The organism is Pseudomonas sp. B7, from assembly GCF_016735645.1.
GTDB classification, from domain to species: Bacteria; Pseudomonadota; Gammaproteobacteria; order Pseudomonadales; family Pseudomonadaceae; genus Aquipseudomonas; species Aquipseudomonas glycinae.
This window is the reverse complement of record NZ_JAERRE010000017.1, coordinates 40,076-62,582: the sequence shown is the minus strand read 5'-3', so window position 1 is coordinate 62,582 and position 22,507 is coordinate 40,076. Positions and strand designations below refer to the sequence as shown.

Sequence of the window (22,507 nt, the reverse complement as noted above, 5' to 3'; positions counted from 1 at the left end):
GGGATCAGAGGCGTTCGATGATGGTGGCGATGCCCATGCCGCCGCCGACGCACAGCGTCGCCAGGCCGTAGCGCAGGCGTCGGGCTTCCAGTTCATCGAGCAAGGTGCCGAGGATCGCGCAACCGGTGGCCCCCAACGGGTGGCCCATGGCGATCGAGCCGCCATTGACGTTGACCTTGTCCGGGTCGACGGCCATGTCCTTGATGAATTTCAGCACCACCGAGGCGAATGCCTCGTTGACCTCGAAAAGGTCGATGTCTTCCACCCGCAGCCCGGCCTTGGCCAATGCCTTGCGAGTGGCCGGCGCCGGGCCGGTGAGCATGATCGTCGGATCGGTGCTGGTGACCGCCGTGGCGACGATCCGCGCCCGGGGTTGCAGGCCCAACGCGCGCCCCTTGGCTTCGGAGCCGATCAACATCAGCGCCGCGCCATCGACGATCCCCGAGCTGTTGCCCGGCGTGTGCACATGGTTGATCCGCTCGACATGGCTGTAGACACGCAGCGCCGTGGCGTCGAAGCCCAGCTGGCCGATCATCTCGAAACTCGGCTTGAGCTTGCCCAGGCCTTCAAGGGTCGACTCGGCGCGAATGAACTCATCGTGATCGAGCAGGATGATGCCGTTCTGGTCCTGCACCGGCACCAACGACTTGTTGAACGAACCGTCGGCCCGGGCGCGAGCGGCTTTCTGTTGCGAGTGCAGCGCGTAGGCATCGACGTCCTGACGGCTGAAGCCTTCCAGGGTGGCGATCAGGTCGGCGCCGACGCCTTGTGGCGTGAAATGGCTGTGCAGGTTGGTTTGCGGGTCCAGCGCCCAGGCGCCACCGTCGCTGCCCATCGGCACGCGGGACATGGATTCGACGCCGCCGACCACCACCAGCTCTTCAAACCCGGAGCGCACTTTCATCGCCCCCAGGTTCACCGCTTCCAGTCCCGAGGCGCAGAAGCGGTTGATCTGCACGCCCGCGACGCTGACGTCCCAATCGGCCACCTGCACCGCGGTCTTGGCGATGTCCGAGCCCTGATCGCCGATCGGCGTGACACAACCCAGCACCACGTCATCGACCTGGCTGGTGTCCAGCGCAGTGCGCGCTTGCAAAGCGGTCAGCAGCCCTGCCACCAGGTTCACCGGTTTGACGCTGTGCAGCGAACCGTCGGCCTTGCCCTTGCCACGGGGCGTGCGTAACGCGTCGAAAATCAAAGCTTGGGTCATGACGTCCTCGAACCTGTGCGGTGAGTGAAATTCGTGCTGCCACTGTTGTCTTCACCCGTCATGGATTCAATGACCACAGCGCTCAATGACGTTGACGCGCACGCTCAGACGGACGGTCATCCGTGGCCTGATTAACCGGTTCAGGTGCGCGAGCTGTCTAGCAAACGGGCGGCAAAGAAGCTGGCAATGGGCCTCATGCCTTTTTAATAGCGACTGGTAGCAAATACATACGAAATGGATCTAAGCGAAGCGTGACGCGGGCCCTAAGGTGAAGATGTACGTCGTTGTCGTCGGGTTTTGCCGAGACAGGCGTTCGCTACAGGAAGTGCAGCGCTTGCCGTCATGGATATGCAGGCAGGCATCAGGAAATAACAATAAAGGCGGTCAAGCCATGTTCAAACAACCGAAAGTACGGCAAGCAGGGCTCATTCTTTTCGCCACGACGCTGTTGTTGATTCTGCCGAACCTGACCAAGGTCATCGGCTGATTCAAGTGTCAGGTATTGTTTATCGCCACTGAAAATGCGACTGGCCCGCTACCCGGGCCAGCGTGGCTGTGCCAATCTTTGCGCACTTCCACGACATGGACGGCGATCACTTGAAAACGCTCATTCTATTTGGGGCCGCGCTGCTGAGCATGCCCCTGTCTGCCGCGCAGCTGAACCTGGAGCTGGGCGCGAACACCCGCACCTGGCAGACCGAGGAGTTGCTCAAGCATCCTCAGGTACAAACCCTCACGGTCAAGAATGATGTGTCCTACAAGAAGGACATGACCTATCGCGCCGTGCCGATGGCCGCGCTGCTGACCGGCATCAAACCGGAGGATCACCTGCAAGCCGTAGCGCTGGACGGTTTCGCCGCCGAACTGTCCGCCGCGCCGCTACTGAACAACAAAGGCTCTCGCGCCTGGCTGGCCATCGAGGATCCGGCGCAGCCCTGGCCGCCGCTGTCGGAAGGCAAGCACAGCGCCGGACCGTTCTATCTGGTGTGGACCGATCCGCAGGCCGGCAATATCAGCCCGGAACAATGGCCGTTCGAAGTCGCCAGCATCAAGCGCATGGCACCGGTGGCCGAGCGCTTCCCTGCCCTGTTGCCGGATCCTGCGTTGAAGGCCGATGACCCGGTGAATCAGGGCTTTGCCCTGTTCCAGAAGAACTGTCTGGCGTGCCATCGCCTGAATGGCGCAGGCGATGCGCAGTTCGGGCCGGACCTGAATATTCCGTACAACCCGACCGAGTACTTCGGCGCGGACTTCCTCAAGCGCTACATCCGCGATCCGCAGAGTCTGCGTCAGTGGCCGCAGGCGAAGATGCCGGGGTTTACCGCCGAGGTGTTGCCGGATGCGGATCTGCAGAAACTGATCGGGTATTTGCAGCACATGGCCGGGCGCAAGGTTGCGCCCGCCAAGTAAACCGACCACTTCGTTTACTGCTGCTGCACCGAGATGATTGGTGCTGGTGTCGGCGACACCAGCACTTTCGCGTGCATCTGCTCTGACCCGCCGCCCCGGCGCATGCCGCGCACCGGGCAGGCGTCGAGGTAATCCAGCCCCACCGCCAGTTTCAGGTGCCGCTCCGGCCGCGCCAGTTCATTGGTCACGTCAAAGCTGTACCAGGCGTCATCGATCCAGGCTTCGGCCCAGGCGTGACTGGCCAGATGCTCGCAATCCTCGTTGTACAGATAACCCGACACATAACGTGACGGCACACCAAGGCTGCGCGCACAGGCGAGAAACGCGTGAGCGTGATCCTGGCAAACACCCGCCCGCCCGGCAAACGCCTCGGCGGCACTGGTGTCGACTTCGGTGGCGCCCGGCTTGTAGGTCATGTGCTGGTTCAGCCCATGCATCAGGTCGATCAGTGCATTGCGGTCCCGTCGCTGCTTGCAGGATTTCTCGGCAAACGCCCGCAACGCCTCGTCAGCTTCGGTCAGCCGGGTGAAACGCAGGAACGGCAGCGCCGACTGACTCTCGTGCTCGGCTTCGCGTAACTCGTCGATATCGACCTGCCCCCGGGCGCCGATGATGATCGCTTCGTGGGGCTCGTCCATGGTCAGGACGTGCAGAATGTTGCCGAACGGATCGAGCTGGGCGCGCACCGGGCGCGGCAGGTCGAGCTGCCAGCTCAGCACGTGCTGACGCTCGCTGTCGTGGGGTGTCAGGCGCAGGTACTGGATGCTCGCGCGCACCTGATCTTCGTAGTGATAGGTGGTCTCGTGGCTGATGGAAAGTCTCATGCGGCCTCCAGGTAGGAACTGTGAATGGCGTTGCCCAGCTGGCGCACCAGCGGGATGAACTCGGTGAGCCAGGCGTGCAGCCCTTCCTCGAGAATTTCTTGAATGCCGGTGTAGCGCAGACGCGCATCCATTTCCGCCGCCAGCCTTTGTGCGGGACGACCGTTGGCCCCCGGCAACTGCGCCAGAATTTGGTCGATCTCTTCGGTGCAGGCCCGCAGCGAACGCGGCACGTCGGCGCGCAACAGCAACAGCTCGGCCACATGCCGGGCGCCCGGCGCATCGCGATAGATTTCGGTGTAGGCCTCGAACGATGACAGCGCCCGCAACAAGGCGCTCCACTGGTAATAGGCGTGAGCGGTGCCGTCGCTGACTGCTTCGGCCTGATCGCCGGCCATTTCGTAACGGGCGTCGAGCAGGCGCAAGGTGTTGTCCGCCCGCTCGATGAAGGTCCCCAGGCGAATGAAACGAAACGCGTCGTTGCGCATGATGGTGCCGTAGGATGCCCCACGGAACAGGTGCGAACGCTCCTTGATCCACTCGCAGAAGCGGCTCATACCATAGCGGCTGAGGCCCTGATTGGCGATCCCGCGAATCTCCAGCCAGGTGGCGTTGATGTTCTCCCACATGTCGGCGGTGATCCGGCCACGCACCGCATGGGCGCTGGCGCGCGCCGCGCCGAGGCAGCTATAGATGCTCGCCGGATTGGCCGCGTCGAGGGCGAAGAAGTGCAGCAAGCGCTCGGCATGCAGCTCGCCGTGGCGTTCCAGGTAATCGTCCAGCGTGCCGGTGATCAGCAGCGGCATCGCCAGTTCGTGCAGACCGTCGCCACGGCCGTCCTGCGGCATCAGCGACAGCGAATAACTGACGTCGAGCATCCGCGCGAGGTTTTCCGCCCGCTCCAGGTAGCGCGACATCCAGTACAGATCCGAGGCAGTTCTACTTAACATGGCAGGCTTCCTTCAATCCTCGACCACCCAGGTGTCCTTGGTTCCGCCGCCCTGGGATGAATTCACCACCAGAGAGCCTTCACGCAGGGCGACACGGGTCAAACCGCCGGGCACGACCCGGGTTTCGCGGCCGGACAATACGAACGGGCGCAGGTCGATATGGCGCGGCGCAATGCCGTTTTCGACAAAGGTCGGACAAGTCGACAGCGACAGCGTCGGTTGCGCGATGTACGCGTGGGGCTTGGCCTTGATCCGCTCGCGGAACGCATCGATTTCCGCGGTGGTCGCCGCCGGCCCCACGAGCATCCCGTAACCACCGGAGCCCTGGGTTTCCTTGACCACCAGATCCGGAAGATTGGCCAGCACGTGGGAAAGTTCAGACGGGTTGCGGCATTGCCAGGTCGGCACGTTCTTCAGGATCGGCTCTTCGTCGAGGTAGAAACGGATCATTTCGGTAACGAACGGATACACCGATTTGTCGTCCGCCACGCCGGTGCCGATGGCATTGGCCAGCACCACGTTGCCGGAGCGATACGACGACAGCAGCCCCGGCACACCGAGCATCGAATCCGGACGGAAGGCCAGCGGATCGAGAAACGCGTCGTCGAGCCGGCGGTAGATCACGTCCACCGCTTTCGGGCCGTCGGTGGTGCGCATGAAGACCTTGTCGTCGCGCACGAACAGGTCCGCGCCCTCCACCAGCTCCACGCCCATTTCCCGGGCGAGAAATGCATGCTCGAAAAACGCGCTGTTGAAGCGTCCCGGCGTCAGCACCACAACACTCGGGTCGTCGATCGGGCTTGAGCTTTTCAGGGTGTCGAGCAGCAGGTTCGGGTAATGGTCGATCGGGGCGATGCGCTGGGCCGCGAACAGTTCGGGGAACAGGCGCATCATCATCTTGCGGTCTTCGAGCATGTAGCTCACGCCGCTTGGTGTGCGCAGGTTGTCCTCGAGCACGTAATAAGTGCCGTCGCCGTCGCGCACCAGATCGACGCCGGAGATGTGCGAATAGATATCGCGGTGCAGGTCCAGCCCCTGCATCGCCAACTGATATTGCTCGTTGGCCAGCACCTGTTCGGCGGGAATGATCCCGGCCTTGATGATGCGTTGCTCGTGGTAAAGGTCGGCGAGGAACATGTTCAGCGCCTTGACCCGCTGGATGCAGCCGCGCTCGACGATCCGCCATTCACTGGCCGGAATGCTGCGCGGAATGGTGTCGAAGGGAATCAGACGCTCTGTCCCCTGCTCGTCCCCGTAGAGCGTGAAGGTGATCCCGGCGCGATGGAACAGCAGATCGGCCTCGCGTCGCCGCTGGGCCAGCAGCTCGTCAGGCGTTTCGGCCAGCCAGCGGGCAAACTCCCGGTAATGCGGGCGGATCTGGCCGCCGGCATCGTACATCTCATCAAAATAGGTGCGGATCATGCCGTACTCCTTGTCACTCCGGACATACAGGCCTTCGCAAGGCCCGTGCCATCGGCATAAACGCTTTGATTTCAATCGGTTGGATATTCACGCCACACGCACCGCACCATTCCTGTGCGGCAAATGCCCCGACCTGATCGCCCCCGCCTCATTGCGACGCAGTCCCGTCGCCTATCACCAGCATAGTCAGAGTTGATTTCACTGCCCGTCGGCGGCTGCGGATAATCCGCGCATCCGCTGCAAAAACGTCGCTGACGAAGTACGCAGCCTCACTGTTCCGGCTTGCCCTGGCAGCCCTCCCGGCCGTAACCCTGACCGGTTTCCTCTCCTTCCGGTCTTCCCTTTCAGCCACCCCCTCAGGTGGCTTTTTTTTGCGCCGGATTCTTGTTTCAGGGTTTTGCCATGAGGCGTTCAGGGGCAGAAACGACAACGGCCGACCCGAAGGTCAGCCGTTGCTCGACGTGTTGCGAGAGTGATCAGTTCAAACGGTGCCGGTTGCGGATCTCCTGTTTCACGCCCCAGCCTTCGATGATGCCGCCCAAGGGCTCGACCACCGCCGAAAAACCCTGCTCGAAATCGCCAATGTCGTCGTAGGTTGCGTACATCACCTTGCTCAATTCCAGAGACCAGGCGCCGTCGTCGCGCGCACTGACCTGGGCATTGATGGATTCACCGCGAAATTTGCCTGCCGCCCTGCGTGCCCGCTCCTCGTCCGGGAAAATGGCGTAGAACTCGATGGGATGGAATCGGGAAAAATCGAAACCGCCTTCTTTCATGCGGCGCAGCACGCTGCTGCTGATGTCTTCTTGATAGGCTGTGCTCATGAATCGTCCCCCTCGCATAGATGGATAGACTTTCCGTATTCCCTGCACTGGCCCACAGGGCCCGGGTGCTTACGGCAACCGCGTTGCCGGCGGGAAACAAGCATGTAGCTGACAAGACCAGACCTTAGCGATCCGTTCGCTGATCTCGCTTGCAGAGTAGCCCCAAGATAGAGCCGCTGCCAAGGCCTGGTACATGAAGAAAATGAAGATTCAGATTGGGGTGATGCTGCGGATTTCGATGCTGTTCTGGGTTTTCAGGCTTTTCACGCCGGCATCGGCGGTGCGCCCTTCCAGATCGTTCAGGTCAAGCTCGGCGGCGACTGGCAGCAATCGTTCCTTGATGAGGCGAGCTGCCCGTTCATGACTGGGGCATTCCTCGCACTCGAAGACTTCGTCGATCGTTTCACCATGATCGTCCACGAAAGTGACTTTCCACTTTGACATCGGAGCCTCCTCGATCAAACCCGCAAATGGGCTTACACCTATCTCGACTTTTAACAGGATTGATCGTTCAAAAGGTTTACACCGATGCAACATGAAAAAAGCCGAGGCCGGCGTGTTTTCGCACACCGGCCTCGGCTTTTTCTGACCCGTGATCGATCAGTCGTTGCTTGGCTTGTTCACCGCTTGCAACACGTATTGCGGCAAGGCGAAGGCGCCGATATGGATTTCCGGGTTGTAGTAGCGGGTGACGATGCCGCTACCGATGAAGCGCTGTTGCAGAACTTCGCGGCTCAGCTTGCGATAGGCCGGGTTGGTCGAGCCCCAGGCAAAGGTCATCGAACCGCCGATGTAGGTCGGGACGGCTGCCTGATAGAAGTGCCAGTCCGGGAACAGGCTGCGCAGGCGGCCGGCGGTGGTTTTCACTTCTTCGATCTGCATGAACGGCGTGCCGTTCTGGGTCACGAGGATGCCGCCCTCGTTCAGGCAGCGGTGGCAGGCCTGGTAGAAGTTTTCCGAGAACAGCACTTCGCCCGGACCGATCGGGTCGGTGGAGTCGGAAATGATCACGTCGAATTTTTCAGTGGTGGTGGCGACGAAACGCATGCCGTCGTCGATCACCAGGTTCAGGCGTGGATCGTCGTACGCACCGCTGGAGTGGTTCGGCAGAAACTCTTTGCACATGTCGACCACGGTGCCGTCGATCTCGACCATGGTGATGTGCTCGACGCTGGCGTGTTTGGTCACTTCGCGCAGCATGCCGCCGTCGCCGCCGCCAATGATCAGCACGCGCTTGGCGGTGCCGTGGGCGAGGATCGGCACGTGGGTGAGCATTTCGTGGTAGATGAACTCATCGGCTTCGGTGGTCTGGATCACGCCGTCCAGCGCCATCACCCGGCCCATGCGCGGGTTCTGGAAAATCACCAGGTGCTGGTGTTCGGTGCGCACTTCGTGCAGCAGTTTTTCCATGCGAAAACGCTGGCCGTAGCCTTCGTAGAGGGTTTCCAGGTATTCGCTGGTCTTGGTGACGGTCATGGTGAAGTGCTCCGATGAATGCGCGGGCGCCAATCGTCAGGTTCGATTGCCCGGGAAAGGCGCGCATTCTACGTTGCCGAAGATGACAGGTCGAACCTCAGTTCATCGGCCCGACCCGATCAGGGTGCGAACGGTCAGATCCGCACGTTGCCCCGCGGCCCGGCAATCGCCCAGATGATCAGGCCCAGCACCGGCAGCAGGATGATCAGCAGCACCCAGAGGATTTTCATCCCGGTCTCGGCGCCGCTTTTCAGCACATTGATGATCGCCCAGATGTCGAGCGCAAGAATGATCAGGCCGACCAGGCCGTTGAACGTGGAACCCATGGTGTCGCTCCAGAATAGTGGCATGCACTTTTAGGATAGACGGTCGCGCACAGGGTTCCCTTTTATTGCATTCAGACGTGAACGGCGACCTTCAGGGCTTCCAGCGACGGCGCGGCGGCAATGCCGACTTCGGCGCACAGTTCCAGCACGCGCGGCACGTCGTTGCCGTAAACCAGCACCACTTGCAGCTCGTCGTCGAGCAGCTGGCTGAAGTTCATCAGGGTGTAACCGCCGTTTTCCTTGTTCAGGCTGCTCATCTGCACCTGGATGCGGTTGAGCGCGGTCAGCGCCTCGGTCTTGGCCAGTTGCTTGGGCTTGAGGTTGAACTCGACGCCCGGGCCGAACGAAGCCACGATCTGTGCGAACAGGTCAACGTAGGTGTCCGCCTGAAACAGTACGGTCTCGGGCAGGCTGCCGACCACCACCCATTCGCCCAGCGGAATCGGGAAAGTGTCGTCGTAGTTGATGTCCGGGTTGGCGGTCAGAAAAGCATCGGCATCGGCGTAGGCCTGCGCCGCTTCGTCAGCGACCTTCAGGATCTCGTCTTCGCCCATGCAGCCGGAGCTGATTTTGCTGATGAGTTCGGCGAGTGCGGCTTTCATGGGAGCGGATCCTGTGGCGAAGAGAATTTTGAGGGCGCGAAGGATAGCGCATTCTCGCCTTCGCCACAGAACGGGTTCCGGCCAGCGGCTTCAGCCCAGCAGTTTTTCCAGCTGCGCGGTGGTGTCCACAGCGCCCATGGTGCGGGCCGCGTCCAGCGCGGTGATGCCGTTGGCATCCTTGGCTTTCGGATCGGCGCCCTGGTCGATCAGGTAGTCGACGATTTCAACCCGGTTGAACATCGCCGCCATCATCAACGCCGTGCGTCCGTCGAAAGAGGCACCTTCAATCTGCGCCCCACCTTCGACCAACGCCTTGACCACGGCCAGGTCACCCTTGAACGCCGCGCCGGCAATCGGGCTTTGGCCGTTGCCGTTACGTTGTTCCGGGTCGGCCTTGTGCTTGAGCAACACTTGCACCGCGTCCACATGCCCGTAGTAACTGGCGAGCATCAGCAGGGTGTCGCCCTTGCTGTTGGTCAGGTTCACCGGCAGACCGGCAGTGATCAGGCGATCCAGCATTACCGCATCGCCCTCACGCGCCTTGTTGAATACCTGCTCGGTGAATTCGGCGGCTTCTTCTGGGGTCATCTGGCGGCTTTGGTCGGACATGGGGCAACTCCACTTTCGGTCGATCGGAAAGCCGATAGTTTCCCGAGCGCGGCGATAGCTGTCATCCCCTTTTTTCCGAGACCGCCGATAGCCAATATCAATAACGGAACTTGCCTGCCCGGATGTCCGCAAGGATTCCATCCGAGACCTGCACGTAGGTTTCTGTCCCTGGCAGCCAGGCATAAATCGGGTCATCGCCTGTCTGGCGGGGATCGAAGCCTTCGTTTTTCAGGCGCGTCTTCTGGTATTTGAAGGTGCCGGTGGTTTCCATTTTCACCTTGACCCGTAAGAACAACGGCACCGCGTAGGCCGGCATACGCTGGCGGACGAAGGCCAACAGTTCGGCGAAATCCAGGGTCGCCAAAGACTCGGCCGGGGTGATCGCCGCCATCCCGGCGCGACCGTTGGTGTTGGGGATTTCCACACCATAGGCCACGGCTTCGGAAATGTGCGGATGTTGGAGCAGCAGGTTCTCGACCTCGGTGGTCGAGACGTTCTCTCCCTTCCAGCGGTAGGTGTCGCCGAGGCGGTCGACAAACTGTGCATGACCAAAACCGATGTTGCGCAGCAGATCGCCGGTATTGAAAAAGCGATCCCCTTTGATGAACACGTCCTGCAGCACGACTTTGGCGGTTTTCTGCGGATCGGTGTAGCCGTCCAGCGGCGCCTTGTCGTCGATCCGCGCCAGCAGCAGGCCTCGCTCGCCCCGACCGACCTTGCGCATGAACCCGTCAGCGCCACGAATCGGCTCGCCGCTGTCCTGGTCGTAGGCGACCAGTTCCCAGGCCATCAGCGAGAAGCCGATGGTGTTGTCGAAATTGAGGATGTTGGTGAAGCCAATATTGCCGTCGCTGGCCGCGTACAGCTCGCAAATGTGATCCACGCCGAAACGGGTCTTGAACTCGGCCCACGCGCCGGGCCGCAGGCCGTTGCCGATCATTTTGCGCACGTCGTGACGGCTGTCGTCGGCGCTGAGCGGCTGATCCACCAGATAACGGCACAACTCGCCGACGTAACCGATGGTGGTTGCGCGGTAGCGGCGCACGTCGCTCCAGAACTGGCGGGCGCTGAACTTGCGGCGAATCGCGAAACCCGAAGCGCCATTAACCGCCGAACCCCAACACACGCAAAGCCCGGTGGCGTGGTACAGCGGCAAGGTGCAATAGACGATGTCGTCCGGGCGCATGTCGAGGGCGATCATGCCGAAGCTCGCCGAACTGCGCATCCAGCGGCCGTGCTTGAACACGCCGGCCTTGGGCAAACCGGTGGTGCCGGAGGTGTAGATGTAGAAACAGGGGTCGTCGAAGAAAATCTGCCGGCTGCTGGCCGGGTTGTCGCCCGAGGCGTCGGCACTGGCGCTGATCAGGTTGATGTAGCCCTCGGGCGCGATGCCCGGATGGCTGAAGGTATCCTGATCGGCGACGAACCAGGCGCGCGTTGCCGGGATCGACACTTGCTCGCGTACCGCCGCAAATGCCGGCAGCAGTTCCTCACCGACGACAATCGCCGCCGGCGTCACCAGATTGATGCTGTGGATCAGCGTATCGCGGGTCTGCGAGGTATTGAGCAGCGCGCTGACGGCGCCGACCTTGGCCAGGGCCAGAATCGTCACCAGCAGTTCCGGGCGGTTCTCGATGAACACCGCCACCACATCGCCCTTGCCGATACCCTGGCCGATCAAATAGTGGGCAATGCGGTTGGCCCACTGGTTGACCTGTGAATAACTCAGCACCACCTCGCCCGACAGCAGCGCGGGGCCTTCGGGATTGCGCAGGGTCGCTTGCTCGAATGTCCAGCCCAGGCCACAGGTTTGGGTCGGATCCTTGACGTTGGCCACCTTCATGCCTTTCACCACCCGCGGGATGGCTTTGGCAATCATCGGCAGTTTGCGGAGCATCATGCCCCAGGTAATCGTGTCGCTCGGCGCGTGGCGCATGGCAGCTCCCGTTCGACCTTGACGTGCAGGCCGGATTTTTATTGTCGGGCAATCGGGTGAGGCAACCGGCGCTTCTCGAGCGGGGGTCGTGGCCGAAAATACGTCAGGGCTTCGCGGGCTGTACACGCGGTTTTTGCAATGTTTTGTATCCGCCAGCGCTATATGGCGAAGCGGGATTGCTGCCGGACGGAATGGTTCCATCGGATCGACAGCGATCCCGCAAAATGCAGGATGCACGATGGCCATTCATGCAGATTGCACGACAGCCGAAATGAGAAAATTTTATAACCTGCTGTTTTATAACGATTTTTAAAAAAATAAATACTGGCACAATCGCTGCAACTCCCTACGCATGCTTGCCATTCAAGTGCATACGGAGCTGAAAGACATGAGCCTGATCCAAGAAAAATTTACCTCCCTGTTCTCCAACTTCGACGTCACCACTGCGCCACGTCCCGATGGCGGGATCCTGCTGACACTGAAGAGTGCCGACGGCAAAGTGTTCAAACGTGCGCTGACCTATCAGCAACTGCATGCCGGCGATCAACTGTCGTGGGCGATCAGCGCGATCCGTCGTGATCTGGCAGAACAAGCCAGCGAGCTGCCGCAGATCGGCATGCTGCAAAGTCAGCAACGTTTTGCCCTGCCGACTTATCACTCGATGTAATTCGAACACCGTATAAACAGACAGGCCGTGGAGCTTTCGCTTCACGGCCTGTTTTTTTGCGCGGCGATTGTGTGAACTCAGAACGCTTCGGGTTCGATCCCAGTGAAGCTGTCGACGGTCACATGACCTTCCAGCTCCCCGCCCTCACGAGCCAGGCCGCAGGTTTGCAGGCCGGCTGACTGGGCGGCGTCGAGTTCCTGGACGATGTCGGAGAGGAACAGGATTTCCTGCGGTTCGACTCCGATGGCCTGCTGGATATTGGTATATGACTGCGGCTCGCGCTTGGGGCCCGACGTGGTGTCGAAGTAGCCACTGAACAACGGCGTCAGATCTCCTGCTTCCGAGCAGCCGAAAATCAGCTTCTGCGCCTGGATCGAACCGGACGAATAAACAAAAAGTTGATAACCGGCCTGATGCCAGCGCTGGAGCGCTTCAACAGCGTCCGGGTAAACATGGCCTTTCAACTGCCCGGCCTGATAACCCTGCTCCCAGACCATGCCTTGCAACGCTTTCAGCGGCGTGGCTTTGCGGTCTTCGGCGATCCAGGCCAGCAGAATTTCCACGACTCGCTCGACGTCAGCCTGCGGTTCGTTGCTGTCGCGGCGCACGGCATCCAGTTGCTCGGCAACGTCGGCGCGCTGGGCGTTCTGACGGACGAAGTCCGGCAGGTGTTTGGCGGCATATGGGAACAGCACGTCGAACACAAAACTCACCGCGCTGGTGGTGCCTTCGATGTCGGTGAGAATGACCTTGATCGACATCGCTCAGTCCTCCAGACGCGGGAAGCGACCGGCGATGTCTTCGCCGGTGAAGTTGGCGACCCAGCCTTCAGGGTTGTTGAACAGACGGATCGCCACGAAATGCGGGTTCTCGCCCATATCGAACCAATGCTTGGTACCGGCCGGCACCGAAATCAGGTCGTTCTTCTCGCACAGCACGGCGTAGACGTAATCGTCGATGTGCAGGGTAAACAGACCGCGACCGGCAACGAAGAAGCGTACTTCGTCTTCGCCATGCCGATGTTCTTCGAGGAACTTGGCGCGCAATTCGGCTTTTTGTGGGTGGTCGCTGTTGAGGCTGATCACGTCGACCGTGATGTAGCCGCGCTCAGTCATCAGTTTGTCGATCTGCTCTTTATAAGCACCGATCACTTCTTCCTGGCTGGCGCCGGGCTGGATCTTCGCGGCGGCTTGCCAACGGTCGAAGCGCACGCCCTGCTCGGCCAGGGTCGAAGCGATGTCTTCGAAATGGGTCAGCACCTTGTTCGGAATCTCGGGGCTGGAAACGTGATAGACGGACAGGCTGCTCATGGGGCATTCCTCGGTATCGGCCTTGCCGTCCGGTTCTTCGAGACCGGTCGGGCACTGCATTCATCGGGCAAAGGGGCTGGTTCTGGTGAAGTCAGCCTTGGCGGTTCATGACGCTGCGGGTCTTCAACTCGCATTCAAACAGGAATTCAAAGGCCTCGATCTGGCGCAACGCGTCGCTCATCTGCGCGCCCCAGGTGTAGAGGCCGTGGCCGCGAATCAGATAACCCACGCAATCGGGATGGGCCTCGAGCCAAGGCTGCACCTTGGCAGCGAGGCGTGCAATGTCCTGATCGTTGTCGAAGATCGGCACGCGCACCCGGGATTCGTGGGTCGAGACGCCGCTGAAGGCTTTTTGCAGTTCGTAGTCTTCGAACTCGATGAAGTCTTGCGGCGTCAGGCGCGACAGCACCGTGGCGTTCACCGAGTGGGTGTGCAACACCGCGCCGATTTCCGGGCGCCAGCTGTAGAGCTGGGTGTGCAGCAGGGTTTCGGCGGACGGTTTTTTGCCGGGTTCCAGGCTGTTGCCGGACAGATCGGTGGCGAGCACGTCGTCCAGGCCCAACTGGCCCTTGTGCTTGCCGGACACGGTCAGCAGCGCTTCGCTCGGCGACAGGCGCGTCGAGTAATTGCTGCTGGTGGCCGGCGACCAGCCGCGACCATAAAGAAAACGCCCGGCGTCGACAATTTGCTGGGCAAGCTGTTCACGGGTAAGGCTCATGGCCTGTCCTCTTGCATTCGAATGGCAATGATAACGGCAGCGGCGAGCGCTGCGAGACTGGCAATACTAAAGGTCAATGTCGCGCCGAGGGCATTCCAGCTGTAGCCGGAATACAACGCGCCGAACGCACCACCGGTGCCAGCCAGCGCGGCATACAACGCCTGACCCTGCCCTTGCTGACGCGCGCCGAAGCTACGTTGCACGAACGCGATGGCAGCCGCATGAAAGCTGCCGAACGTCGCCGCGTGCAGCACCTGGGCAAACAGCAAGACCCACAGGAACTCGGCGAACGAACCTAGCAGCAACCAGCGCAACGCCGTCAGCAGAAAACTCGCCATCAACACCCGCCGCAGGGAAAAACGCGCGAGGATCCGGCTCATGGCCATGAACATCAGCACTTCCGCCACCACGCCGACCGCCCAGAGCATGCCGATCACGCCGCGGCTGTAGCCCAGTCGTTCGAGGTGCAGGGTCAAAAACGTGTAATACGGCCCGTGACTCATCTGCATCAGCGCCACGCAACCGTAAAACGCCAGCACCCCGGGATTGCGCAACTGTTTGAGAAAGCCCTCGCCCGTCGGACGGTTGCCCTGAGGCGGTTGCGCATTCGGCACCCACAGACTGCTGAGGACGATGCCGGCCATGATCAACACCAGCGCCGCCGGGTAGATGTCGAGGCTGAGCCATTCGAACAGGCGACCGAGGGCGACCACGGTGATGATGAAACCGATCGAGCCCCACAGGCGAATCTGACTGTAGCGGGAGGTCTGGCCCTGCAAATGCGCCAGAGTGATGACTTCGAACTGCGGCAGCACCGCGTGCCAGAAAAACGCGTGCAAGGCCATGACCATCGCCAGCCAGGCGTAGGTCTTGCTGACGAAAATCAATGAGAACGTCAGCAGCGTGCACACCGCGCCGAAGCGCACGATGGCCAGGCGCCTGCCGGTGTAATCGCCAAGCCAACCCCAGATGTTCGGTGCTACGCAGCGCATCAGCATCGGGATCGCCACCAGTTCGCCGATCCGCGCGGCACTGAAACCGAGGTGATCGAAGTACAGCGCCAGAAACGGCGCCGTCGAACCGAGCAAGGCGAAATAGAACAGATAGAAACTGGACAGCCGCCAGTACGGGAGCGCCGCCACGGTCAGACCGCGGCGGCTTTGAGATCACCCATCAAAGCTGACCCAGCACCGGGGTGCTCACGCGCACATCGGCGTTCTGGCCACGGTGGCGCAGCAGGTGATCCATCAACACGATGGCCATCATCGCCTCGGCAATCGGCGTGGCGCGGATACCGACACATGGGTCGTGACGGCCCTTGGTAATGACATCGACCGGGTTGCCATCGATGTCGATCGAACGGCCCGGGGTGGTGATGCTCGAGGTCGGCTTCAAGGCCAGGTGCGCGACGATCGGCTGCCCCGAAGAGATCCCGCCAAGGATGCCGCCCGCGTTGTTGCTGAGGAAACCTTCCGGGGTCAGCTCGTCACGGTGTTCGGTGCCGCGCTGGGCGACGCAGGCGAAACCGGCGCCGATTTCCACACCTTTGACCGCGTTGATGCTCATCAGCGCATGGGCCAGTTCGGCATCGAGACGGTCGAAGATCGGCTCGCCCAGGCCCGGCATCACGCCTTCGGCAACCACGGTGATCTTCGCCCCGACGGAGTCTTGATCGCGGCGCAACTGATCCATATAAGCTTCCAGCTCCGGCACTTTGTCCGGGTCCGGGCTGAAGAAGGCATTCTGCTCGACCGATTCCCAGGTCTTGAACGGGATTTCGATCGGGCCGAGCTGGCTCATGTAGCCGCGAATGACGATGCCTTGGCTTGCCAGGTACTTCTTGGCGATGGCGCCAGCCGCGACGCGCATGGCGGTTTCCCGCGCGGAGCTGCGACCGCCGCCGCGATAATCGCGCTCGCCGTATTTGTGGTGGTAGGTGTAGTCGGCGTGGGCCGGGCGGAACAGGTCCTTGATCGCCGAGTAGTCCTTGGACTTCTGGTCGGTGTTGCGAATCAGCAGGCCGATGGAGCAGCCGGTGGTGCGGCCCTCGAACACGCCGGAAAGGATTTCGACTTCGTCGGCTTCCTGGCGCTGGGTGGTGTGGCGGCTGGTGCCCGGCTTGCGACGGTCGAGGTCGCGTTGCAGATCTTCAAGGGAAATCTCCAGGCCCGGCGGGCAGCCGTCGACAATGGCGACCAACGCCGGACCATGGCTTTCGCCCGCGGTGGTGACAGTGAACAGCTTGCCGTAGGTATTGCCGGACATGCAGGACGCTCCGTGAAATCGAACCCAGATTCGTGATGCGCGCCAGTATACGCAGGCTAACCGAGTAGTTCATCCTCGAACCTTAGCGGTGTGGGTGAGTCCAACCGGCACCTTGGCAAATGATGGCGTGATGATGCTGCGAGTTTTGATCTTGAGCCTTTCCCTGTTTACCGGCTTCGTCCAGGCGACTGTCCTGCAACGTCCGGTCACGTTGACGACTGACAACGGCGAACTTTTCGGCTCGCTATTGCTGCCGAAATCCGACAACCCCGTGCCGGTTGTCCTGATCCTTTCTGGCTCGGGTCCTACCGATCGTGACGGAAACAACCCCGACGGCGGGCGCAATGACAGCCTCAAGCGACTGGCCTGGGTGCTGGCCAAACACAACGTCGCCAGTGTGCGTTTCGACAAGCGCGGCGTGGCTGCCAGCCTGGCCGCAACCCCGGACGAGCGAAACCTGTCGGTGGAAGCCTACGTGGCGGACGCCGTGGCCTGGGGGCAGAAGCTGAAAGCCGATCCGCGCTTCGGTCCGTTGATCCTGCTCGGCCACAGCGAAGGCGCGCTGATTGCCAGCCTGGCCGCTCCAAAGGTCGACGCGGCGGCGGTCATTTCGCTTTCCGGCACGGCCCGGCCGATCGATCAGGTGCTGCGCCGGCAACTGGCCCGCAGCCTCCCTCCCCCGTTGATGTTGCGCAGCAACGAACTGCTCGACAGCCTCAAGGCCGGGCATACCGACGACAATGTGCCAGCCCCGTTGCAGGTGATTTTCCGTCCGAGTGTGCAGCCGTACCTGATTTCGCTGTTCCGTCAGGATCCGGCGGCGGCCTTCGCTCAACTGCAAATGCCGGCGCTGATCGTGCAAGGCAGCAACGACATTCAGGTCCAGGTCGATGATGCGAAATTGCTCAAGGCCGCCAAACCGGACGCGCAACTGGCGCTGATCGAAGGCATGAACCACGTGTTGCGCATCGTGCCCAACGACGTGAAGCGGCAACTGGCCTCCTACAAGGACCCGAATTTGCCGCTGGCGGCGGAACTGGGGACACGCGTCCTTGGATTTATTGACGGACTTCGCACCCGTTGAGCTCTTTTACCCTCTAGTCCTATGGAAAACGGCCGATAAGCCTTTGTCGCCAGCGTACTGGCTGGCGGCAAGCAGCTTGGACAGGATCTCGCCGTTATGACCGATACCCAGACTTCACCCGACACCACCGCTGAAAAAGACGCACCGCCAGCGGTCGAGCTGCCCTGGGCGGATGTCCACGTCGAGCACCACAAGATGCTCCGCCTGGCGCCGTTGCAGACCGACCGCAACACCGGCGGGCGGCCGCTGCGCTTCGTTGAATTCGGTTACGCCGAGCGCAACGGCAAAGAACACAGCCTGATGCGCATGGCGATCAAGTTGCCCGCTCAGCGAGTGCGCAAAGAGCAGAATCACCTGGACGTGTGGGTCGACCACACCACCAAGCGTGTGCATTTCGGCCCGGACAGCGGTTTGCAGATCGAACCGCTGAACCGTGGCATCGGCCGTTTCATGGCTGCCCAAGGCATCAACTGGGCAAAAAAACGCTGGCCCACCTACACCGTCGACGGCATGGACTTGAACAACAAGGACGCGCTGAACGAAGACACTCGCTTGCGCCGCGATCACTTTCTGCGGGTGCATGGCTTTGATGTGGTTTACGCCGACGCCCAGCATTTGAAGGGCAGCGTCAAAGAAGTGAAGGTCGGCGACCTGCTGGGTGACTGGAACAGCGAAAAGCTGCAGATTGTCGAAATTCTCGAAGCTGCGCAGATGTTGCAGCAGGCCGAGCAGAATCTGGCCGAGCAGGAAGTGAAGCTGAAGAAGCAGGAAGACAAGGTCAGCAAGTTCAAGCGCGAAGACGCCGGGCTGCGTTTCACTATTACCTGTCTGGTGGCGTTTGCGGTGTTTCAGGCCGGGTTGCTGATCTGGATTGCTACGCACCGCTAAGCCAATGATCGTTCCCACAGAGGTGGGAACGATCGGTCCAGGTCAGACGCGGGAAGCGAACAGTGCCTGATGGGCGCGACACTGTTCGGCGGTCAGCATGAACACACCATGCCCGCCGCGCTCGAACTCCAGCCACGCGAAGTCGACCTCCGGATACAGCGCTTCGACGTGGACCTGGCTGTTGCCCACCTCGACAATCAGCAAACCCTTCTCGGTCAGATGATCCGCCGCTTCGGCGAGCATCCGGCGTACCAGGTTCAAGCCATCGTCGCCACAGGCAAGGCCCAGTTCCGGCTCGTGCTGGTATTCGTCCGGCATGTCGGCGAAATCTTCCGCATCGACGTAGGGCGGGTTCGACACGATCAGGTCGAAACGTTGACCCGGCAGACCATCGAAACCATCGCCCTGTACGGTGAACACCCGCTCATCGACGCCATGACGCTCGATGTTCTGGTTCGCCACTTCCAGCGCTTCGAACGACAGATCCGCCAGCACCACTTCGGCGTTCTGGAACTCGTAGGCGCACGCGATGCCGATGCAGCCGGAGCCGGTGCACAGGTCGAGAATCCGCGCCGGCTCGTCGCCGATCCATGGGGCAAAACGGTTTTCGATCAGTTCGCCAATCGGCGAGCGCGGGATCAGCACGCGCTCATCGACGATGAACGACATGCCGCAGAACCAGGCTTCGCCCAGCAGGTAAGCGGTCGGAATGCGCTCTTCGATGCGGCGCTTGAGCAGGCGCTGAAGATTGACCAGCTCATCGTCCTCCAGCGCGCAATCCAGATAGCTGTCGGCGATTTCCCACGGCAGGTGCAAGGCACCAAGCACTAGCTGCCGGGCTTCGTCCCAGGCATTGTCGGTGCCATGGCCGAAAAACAGATCCTCCCCATGGAAGCGGCTGACGGCCCAACGGATATGGTCGCGTAGGGTACGAAGTCGGGAAGTGATCACGGGGCAGAACTCCAGAAAAAACGACTGGCGATTCTAGCAGCCAAAACGCGCCGCGACGACGCAGGAAAGATTCCGGGGCGACGGTAGGACTCTTCCGATTTTCCCCTCGGCTATTGAACAGATCGTGTAACTTGACAAGGCTGCAGGCCAGCAACGACGGTGCCTACGATGGTAGCGATTCACAGAACCGCTCAGCCAGAGGACAATGTCGCAAAAGCCCCACCCGAAGGAGCCCCAGAATGTCCGTTCCAAAAACGATGTTTCAACTCAGCGGTCGCGGTTACGCAGCGGCCACGTTGAGCCATGCCACCGTGGTCATCATCGATGCCCAGAAAGAGTACCTCAGCGGCCCGCTGGCCCTGAGCGGCATGGACGCGGCTGTCGCGAACATCAAACAACTGGTTGCCGCCGCCCGCGCAGCCGGTCGGCCGATCGTGCACGTGCGTCACCTCGGCACCGTCGGCGGTCTGTTCGACCCGCAGGGCGAACGCGGCGAGTTCATCCCCGGTCTGGAACCCCAGGGCGATGAAACCATCATCGGCAAGTTGCTGCCGAGCGCCTTTCACGGCACCGAACTCTATGATCGTCTGCAAACCATCGGCTCGCTGGACCTGATCGTCTGCGGCTTCATGAGTCACTCCAGCGTCAGCACGACTGTGCGCGCGGCGAAAAACCTGGGCTTCCGCTGCACCCTCGTCGAAGACGCCTGCGCCACCCGCGATCTGCCGTTCAAGGGCCGCGTGCTCAGCGCCGAACAGGTGCAGGAAGCGGAAATGGCAATCATGGCCGACAACTTCGCCACCCTCGCCCTGACCCAGGATCTGATCTGATCGACCGTAAATGAGCGGCTCAGCCCGCCGCTCATCTGCAAAAACCTCGCATTTGCTTCAATTACCCTAGCCTCAGGAACAACCCGGTCAACTCCCGGTCGAAGGGCCGATACCCATTGAGGAAGGTCGGAATGAAGTTATCCGATGGATTTGACGCACGCCGCTTGCGGCCCAAAGGCCAAAGCAACTGGCGATTTCGATTCGGCGCGGCGATCGCGGCCATTCTGGCCACGTTCGGCGTGCTGCTGGCGATGGCCGGGGCCGCCAGCCTGCTGGGGCGCCCGCCGGCGCTCGGCGACCTGAACGCAACACCGCTCGGCTCGGCGATCATTCTCGCGGTCGGCCTGCTGTTCCTGTATTTCGGCGTGGCCCTGTGGCGTCGTTGCCGGCGCCGCGCACGGCAATCGCGAGAATTGAACATGTCCCCGCACCTGATGAAAAAACACGATTGAATTGAGGGCCTGGCTTTTTGCCGGGCCGTTTTGTGTCCGTTTGGGTAAACTGGCCGCCCTTCGCGGAGGCTGACATGCAAGACGACGATTTTTCCCTGTTCAAAAGTGCGATTCAAGGCGTCAAGCCGATCAAGCACGACCGCGCCGACACCGGCAAACCCAAGACTGACCGTGACCGGATCGCCAAGCTGCGCCAGTCCGCCACCGTGCGCACCGACACCACCACCGTTGATGGCCTGTCCGATCAGTTCGTGATCGACGTCGGTCCCGAAGACGAGTTGATGTGGGCCCGCGACGGGGTGCAGGAAAGCCAGATGCGCAAGCTCAAGATCGGGCAGATCCCGTTCGAAGGCAGCCTCGACCTGCACGGCATGAGCGTAGAAAAAGCCCGCGAAACCCTTTGGGCGTTTCTCGCCGAAGCCACCAGATTCGAAATCCGCTGCGTACGCGTCACCCACGGCAAGGCCGTGCGTCTGGACGGCAAGCGGCCGATGATCAAAAGCCACGTCAACACCTGGCTGCGCCAGCATGCGCAAGTGCTCGGTTTCTGCTCGTGCCAGGCGAAACATGGCGGCGCCGGCGCGGTTTACGTGATGCTGAAACGCACCATGATGGAAGGCCGCGACGAATAAACCCGTCACACCGAACTTGCAGGGTCGTGTCCGCCACCGTACCCTTGCCCTTTGCGAAAATCCCCACAGGTAGTTTCATGTCCCTGGAACAGAATTACACCGCGATTCTCGGCCAACTGGGCGAGGACGTCTCCCGCGAGGGCCTGCTCGACACGCCAAAGCGTGCCGCCAAAGCCATGCAGTACCTCTGCCGCGGTTATCAACAGACGCTCGAAGAGGTCACCAACGGTGCCCTGTTCAGCTCCGACAACAGCGAAATGGTGCTGGTCAAGGACATCGAGCTCTACTCGTTGTGCGAACACCACCTGCTGCCGTTCATCGGCAAGGCCCACGTCGCGTACATCCCGAGCGGCAAAGTGCTGGGCCTGTCGAAGGTCGCGCGGATCGTCGACATGTACGCCCGCCGCCTGCAGATCCAGGAAAACCTCAGCCGCCAGATCGCCGATGCGGTCCAGCAGGTCACCGGCGCGCTGGGCGTGGCCGTGGTGATCGAGGCCAAGCACATGTGCATGATGATGCGCGGTGTGGAGAAACAGAATTCGTCGATGATCACTTCGGTGATGCTCGGTGAGTTCCGTGAAAACGCGGCGACCCGCAGCGAGTTTCTCAGCCTGATCAAGTAATGCGTGACAGAAAAAAACCGGCGTTGATCGCCGGTTTTTTTTCGTCCGTGAAAAATCGGGTAAGCTGCGCGCCTTCTTCAATGTCCCTGTGAGGCTTGTAACGTGTTCGTCAAAGCGCTTCGTGTCGGCCTCGGCCAACTGATCATCTTCGTTGATTTCCTGACCCGTCCGGGCAAGAAACAACGCCCCGCCGCTGCCCAGGCTGAGGTTGACGCCGCCGCCAGGGACCTGACCCTGTATCAGTTCCACGCCTGCCCGTTCTGCGTGAAGACCCGCCGCAGCCTGCGTCGCCTGAATGTGCCGGTGGCCCTGAAGGATGCGAAAAACAACGAGCAGGATCGTCAGACCCTGCTGGAACAGGGCGGCAAGATCAAGGTGCCGTGCCTGCGCATCGAAGAGAACGGCCAGACCACCTGGATGTATGAGTCCAACACGATCATCGAATATCTGAACCAGCGGTTCGCCGCAGTCTGAATCAAAAAAAACCGGCCTGATGGCCGG

26 protein-coding genes are annotated in these 22,507 nt (G+C 61.2%); 9 read left to right on the top strand and 17 right to left on the bottom strand.

Going from position 1 to position 22,507, the window contains the following annotated elements:
• Positions 1-4: 4 nt before the first annotated feature.
• Entirely contained in the window at positions 5-1,210 is a 1,206-nt protein-coding gene (locus tag JKA62_RS27900) for an acetyl-CoA C-acetyltransferase (RefSeq protein ID WP_201820450.1), read from the bottom strand.
• 582 nt (positions 1,211-1,792) lie between these two features.
• Here JKA62_RS27900 and JKA62_RS27895 point away from each other — a divergent pair.
• A complete protein-coding gene (locus tag JKA62_RS27895; RefSeq protein ID WP_011333219.1) occupies positions 1,793-2,620 on the top strand; it encodes a c-type cytochrome in 828 nt (275 codons plus the stop codon).
• 14 nt (positions 2,621-2,634) lie between these two features.
• Here JKA62_RS27895 and JKA62_RS27890 read toward each other — a convergent pair whose 3' ends face one another.
• The 10 genes from JKA62_RS27890 to JKA62_RS27845 all read right to left on the bottom strand — a co-directional run bounded on the left by JKA62_RS27890 (position 2,635) and on the right by JKA62_RS27845 (position 11,586).
• Positions 2,635-3,444: a transglutaminase family protein gene (locus tag JKA62_RS27890; RefSeq protein WP_011333218.1), complete on the bottom strand. Its 810-nt coding sequence runs from the start codon at positions 3,442-3,444 to the stop codon at positions 2,635-2,637.
• Positions 3,441-4,391, bottom strand: a complete 951-nt coding sequence (locus tag JKA62_RS27885; RefSeq protein WP_007959974.1) for an alpha-E domain-containing protein — start codon at positions 4,389-4,391, stop codon at positions 3,441-3,443. The genes JKA62_RS27890 and JKA62_RS27885 overlap by 4 nt, the downstream gene beginning before the upstream one ends.
• 12 nt (positions 4,392-4,403) lie before the next feature.
• Positions 4,404-5,813 (bottom strand): circularly permuted type 2 ATP-grasp protein, encoded by a 1,410-nt coding sequence (locus JKA62_RS27880; protein WP_039769936.1) that lies wholly within the window; start codon positions 5,811-5,813, stop codon positions 4,404-4,406.
• Positions 5,814-6,289: 476 nt separating this feature from the next.
• Entirely contained in the window at positions 6,290-6,637 is a 348-nt protein-coding gene (locus JKA62_RS27875; RefSeq protein WP_007959978.1) for a ribonuclease E inhibitor RraB, read from the bottom strand.
• Positions 6,638-6,847: 210 nt separating this feature from the next.
• Positions 6,848-7,081: a hypothetical protein gene (locus JKA62_RS27870; protein WP_007959980.1), complete on the bottom strand. Its 234-nt coding sequence runs from the start codon at positions 7,079-7,081 to the stop codon at positions 6,848-6,850.
• A 156-nt stretch (positions 7,082-7,237) separates the two neighbouring features.
• Positions 7,238-8,113, bottom strand: a complete 876-nt coding sequence (speE, locus tag JKA62_RS27865) for a polyamine aminopropyltransferase (RefSeq protein WP_011333216.1) — start codon at positions 8,111-8,113, stop codon at positions 7,238-7,240.
• Between the two features lie 134 nt (positions 8,114-8,247).
• Positions 8,248-8,439 (bottom strand): PLDc N-terminal domain-containing protein, encoded by a 192-nt coding sequence (locus JKA62_RS27860; RefSeq protein ID WP_007959984.1) that lies wholly within the window; start codon positions 8,437-8,439, stop codon positions 8,248-8,250.
• A gap of 71 nt (positions 8,440-8,510) precedes the next feature.
• Positions 8,511-9,041, bottom strand: coding sequence for a hypothetical protein (locus JKA62_RS27855; RefSeq protein WP_011333215.1), 531 nt, complete (start codon positions 9,039-9,041; stop codon positions 8,511-8,513).
• Positions 9,042-9,131: 90 nt separating this feature from the next.
• Positions 9,132-9,650 (bottom strand): ankyrin repeat domain-containing protein, encoded by a 519-nt coding sequence (locus JKA62_RS27850; RefSeq protein ID WP_011333214.1) that lies wholly within the window; start codon positions 9,648-9,650, stop codon positions 9,132-9,134.
• A gap of 97 nt (positions 9,651-9,747) precedes the next feature.
• Positions 9,748-11,586, bottom strand: coding sequence for a long-chain-acyl-CoA synthetase (locus JKA62_RS27845; RefSeq protein WP_011333213.1), 1,839 nt, complete (start codon positions 11,584-11,586; stop codon positions 9,748-9,750).
• 388 nt (positions 11,587-11,974) lie between these two features.
• Between JKA62_RS27845 and JKA62_RS27840 the strand changes: the two genes are divergently transcribed.
• Positions 11,975-12,253 carry a DUF3509 domain-containing protein gene (locus JKA62_RS27840; protein WP_041475181.1) on the top strand — a complete coding sequence of 93 codons (279 nt, stop codon included), beginning with the start codon at positions 11,975-11,977 and terminating at the stop codon, positions 12,251-12,253.
• A gap of 77 nt (positions 12,254-12,330) precedes the next feature.
• Here JKA62_RS27840 and mtnC read toward each other — a convergent pair whose 3' ends face one another.
• The 5 genes from mtnC to aroC all read right to left on the bottom strand — a co-directional run bounded on the left by mtnC (position 12,331) and on the right by aroC (position 16,546).
• Complete coding sequence (gene mtnC, locus JKA62_RS27835; protein WP_011333211.1) at positions 12,331-13,014, bottom strand: acireductone synthase; 684 nt, start codon at positions 13,012-13,014, stop codon at positions 12,331-12,333.
• Between the two features lie 3 nt (positions 13,015-13,017).
• Positions 13,018-13,563 (bottom strand): 1,2-dihydroxy-3-keto-5-methylthiopentene dioxygenase, encoded by a 546-nt coding sequence (locus JKA62_RS27830; RefSeq protein WP_039770173.1) that lies wholly within the window; start codon positions 13,561-13,563, stop codon positions 13,018-13,020.
• 91 nt (positions 13,564-13,654) lie between these two features.
• On the bottom strand, positions 13,655-14,281 hold the full coding sequence (locus tag JKA62_RS27825; RefSeq protein WP_011333209.1) for a methylthioribulose 1-phosphate dehydratase: 627 nt from the start codon (positions 14,279-14,281) through the stop codon (positions 13,655-13,657).
• On the bottom strand, positions 14,278-15,423 hold the full coding sequence (locus JKA62_RS27820; RefSeq protein WP_201820448.1) for an MFS transporter: 1,146 nt from the start codon (positions 15,421-15,423) through the stop codon (positions 14,278-14,280). Before JKA62_RS27820 ends, JKA62_RS27825 begins: the two co-directional genes overlap by 4 nt.
• A gap of 31 nt (positions 15,424-15,454) precedes the next feature.
• Positions 15,455-16,546, bottom strand: coding sequence for a chorismate synthase (aroC, locus tag JKA62_RS27815; RefSeq protein ID WP_011333207.1), 1,092 nt, complete (start codon positions 16,544-16,546; stop codon positions 15,455-15,457).
• 130 nt (positions 16,547-16,676) lie between these two features.
• Between aroC and JKA62_RS27810 the strand changes: the two genes are divergently transcribed.
• A complete protein-coding gene (locus tag JKA62_RS27810; protein ID WP_201820446.1) occupies positions 16,677-17,630 on the top strand; it encodes an alpha/beta hydrolase in 954 nt (317 codons plus the stop codon).
• Positions 17,631-17,726: 96 nt separating this feature from the next.
• Positions 17,727-18,518 carry a hypothetical protein gene (locus JKA62_RS27805; protein ID WP_011333205.1) on the top strand — a complete coding sequence of 264 codons (792 nt, stop codon included), beginning with the start codon at positions 17,727-17,729 and terminating at the stop codon, positions 18,516-18,518.
• 42 nt (positions 18,519-18,560) lie between these two features.
• Here the strand turns inward: JKA62_RS27805 and prmB are convergent, their stop codons facing one another.
• Positions 18,561-19,469, bottom strand: a complete 909-nt coding sequence (gene prmB / locus JKA62_RS27800) for a 50S ribosomal protein L3 N(5)-glutamine methyltransferase (protein WP_007960007.1) — start codon at positions 19,467-19,469, stop codon at positions 18,561-18,563.
• 239 nt (positions 19,470-19,708) lie between these two features.
• Here prmB and JKA62_RS27795 point away from each other — a divergent pair, with 239 nt between their 5' ends.
• From JKA62_RS27795 to JKA62_RS27775, 5 genes are all read left to right on the top strand, one after another.
• Complete coding sequence (locus JKA62_RS27795) at positions 19,709-20,299, top strand: cysteine hydrolase family protein (RefSeq protein ID WP_011333204.1); 591 nt, start codon at positions 19,709-19,711, stop codon at positions 20,297-20,299.
• Between the two features lie 131 nt (positions 20,300-20,430).
• Complete coding sequence (locus JKA62_RS27790; protein WP_007960009.1) at positions 20,431-20,751, top strand: hypothetical protein; 321 nt, start codon at positions 20,431-20,433, stop codon at positions 20,749-20,751.
• Positions 20,752-20,825: 74 nt separating this feature from the next.
• The gene (locus tag JKA62_RS27785; protein ID WP_011333203.1) at positions 20,826-21,383 is read left to right on the top strand and encodes a Smr/MutS family protein; all 558 of its coding nucleotides are present in this window, start codon (positions 20,826-20,828) and stop codon (positions 21,381-21,383) included.
• A gap of 77 nt (positions 21,384-21,460) precedes the next feature.
• Positions 21,461-22,006 (top strand): GTP cyclohydrolase I FolE, encoded by a 546-nt coding sequence (folE, locus tag JKA62_RS27780; protein ID WP_011333202.1) that lies wholly within the window; start codon positions 21,461-21,463, stop codon positions 22,004-22,006.
• Positions 22,007-22,108: 102 nt separating this feature from the next.
• Complete coding sequence (locus tag JKA62_RS27775) at positions 22,109-22,480, top strand: glutaredoxin family protein (RefSeq protein WP_011333201.1); 372 nt, start codon at positions 22,109-22,111, stop codon at positions 22,478-22,480.
• Positions 22,481-22,507: the final 27 nt, after the last annotated feature.

Coding starts and splice junctions, on each gene's coding strand:
- JKA62_RS27850 (WP_011333214.1), bottom strand. CDS start 9,650: ATGTCCGACCAAAGCCGCCAGATGACCCCAGAAGAAGCCGCCGAATTC.
- JKA62_RS27855 (WP_011333215.1), bottom strand. CDS start 9,041: ATGAAAGCCGCACTCGCCGAACTCATCAGCAAAATCAGCTCCGGCTGC.
- JKA62_RS27790 (WP_007960009.1), top strand. CDS start 20,431: ATGAAGTTATCCGATGGATTTGACGCACGCCGCTTGCGGCCCAAAGGC.
- JKA62_RS27840 (WP_041475181.1), top strand. CDS start 11,975: ATGAGCCTGATCCAAGAAAAATTTACCTCCCTGTTCTCCAACTTCGAC.
- aroC (WP_011333207.1), bottom strand. CDS start 16,546: ATGTCCGGCAATACCTACGGCAAGCTGTTCACTGTCACCACCGCGGGC.
- JKA62_RS27795 (WP_011333204.1), top strand. CDS start 19,709: ATGTCCGTTCCAAAAACGATGTTTCAACTCAGCGGTCGCGGTTACGCA.
- JKA62_RS27870 (WP_007959980.1), bottom strand. CDS start 7,081: ATGTCAAAGTGGAAAGTCACTTTCGTGGACGATCATGGTGAAACGATC.
- JKA62_RS27830 (WP_039770173.1), bottom strand. CDS start 13,563: ATGAGCAGCCTGTCCGTCTATCACGTTTCCAGCCCCGAGATTCCGAAC.
- JKA62_RS27825 (WP_011333209.1), bottom strand. CDS start 14,281: ATGAGCCTTACCCGTGAACAGCTTGCCCAGCAAATTGTCGACGCCGGG.
- speE (WP_011333216.1), bottom strand. CDS start 8,113: ATGACCGTCACCAAGACCAGCGAATACCTGGAAACCCTCTACGAAGGC.
- JKA62_RS27895 (WP_011333219.1), top strand. CDS start 1,793: ATGGACGGCGATCACTTGAAAACGCTCATTCTATTTGGGGCCGCGCTG.
- JKA62_RS27860 (WP_007959984.1), bottom strand. CDS start 8,439: ATGGGTTCCACGTTCAACGGCCTGGTCGGCCTGATCATTCTTGCGCTC.
- folE (WP_011333202.1), top strand. CDS start 21,461: ATGTCCCTGGAACAGAATTACACCGCGATTCTCGGCCAACTGGGCGAG.
- JKA62_RS27875 (WP_007959978.1), bottom strand. CDS start 6,637: ATGAGCACAGCCTATCAAGAAGACATCAGCAGCAGCGTGCTGCGCCGC.
- JKA62_RS27890 (WP_011333218.1), bottom strand. CDS start 3,444: ATGAGACTTTCCATCAGCCACGAGACCACCTATCACTACGAAGATCAG.
- JKA62_RS27785 (WP_011333203.1), top strand. CDS start 20,826: ATGCAAGACGACGATTTTTCCCTGTTCAAAAGTGCGATTCAAGGCGTC.
- JKA62_RS27900 (WP_201820450.1), bottom strand. CDS start 1,210: ATGACCCAAGCTTTGATTTTCGACGCGTTACGCACGCCCCGTGGCAAG.
- JKA62_RS27805 (WP_011333205.1), top strand. CDS start 17,727: ATGACCGATACCCAGACTTCACCCGACACCACCGCTGAAAAAGACGCA.
- JKA62_RS27845 (WP_011333213.1), bottom strand. CDS start 11,586: ATGCGCCACGCGCCGAGCGACACGATTACCTGGGGCATGATGCTCCGC.
- JKA62_RS27880 (WP_039769936.1), bottom strand. CDS start 5,813: ATGATCCGCACCTATTTTGATGAGATGTACGATGCCGGCGGCCAGATC.
- JKA62_RS27810 (WP_201820446.1), top strand. CDS start 16,677: ATGATGCTGCGAGTTTTGATCTTGAGCCTTTCCCTGTTTACCGGCTTC.
- mtnC (WP_011333211.1), bottom strand. CDS start 13,014: ATGTCGATCAAGGTCATTCTCACCGACATCGAAGGCACCACCAGCGCG.
- JKA62_RS27885 (WP_007959974.1), bottom strand. CDS start 4,391: ATGTTAAGTAGAACTGCCTCGGATCTGTACTGGATGTCGCGCTACCTG.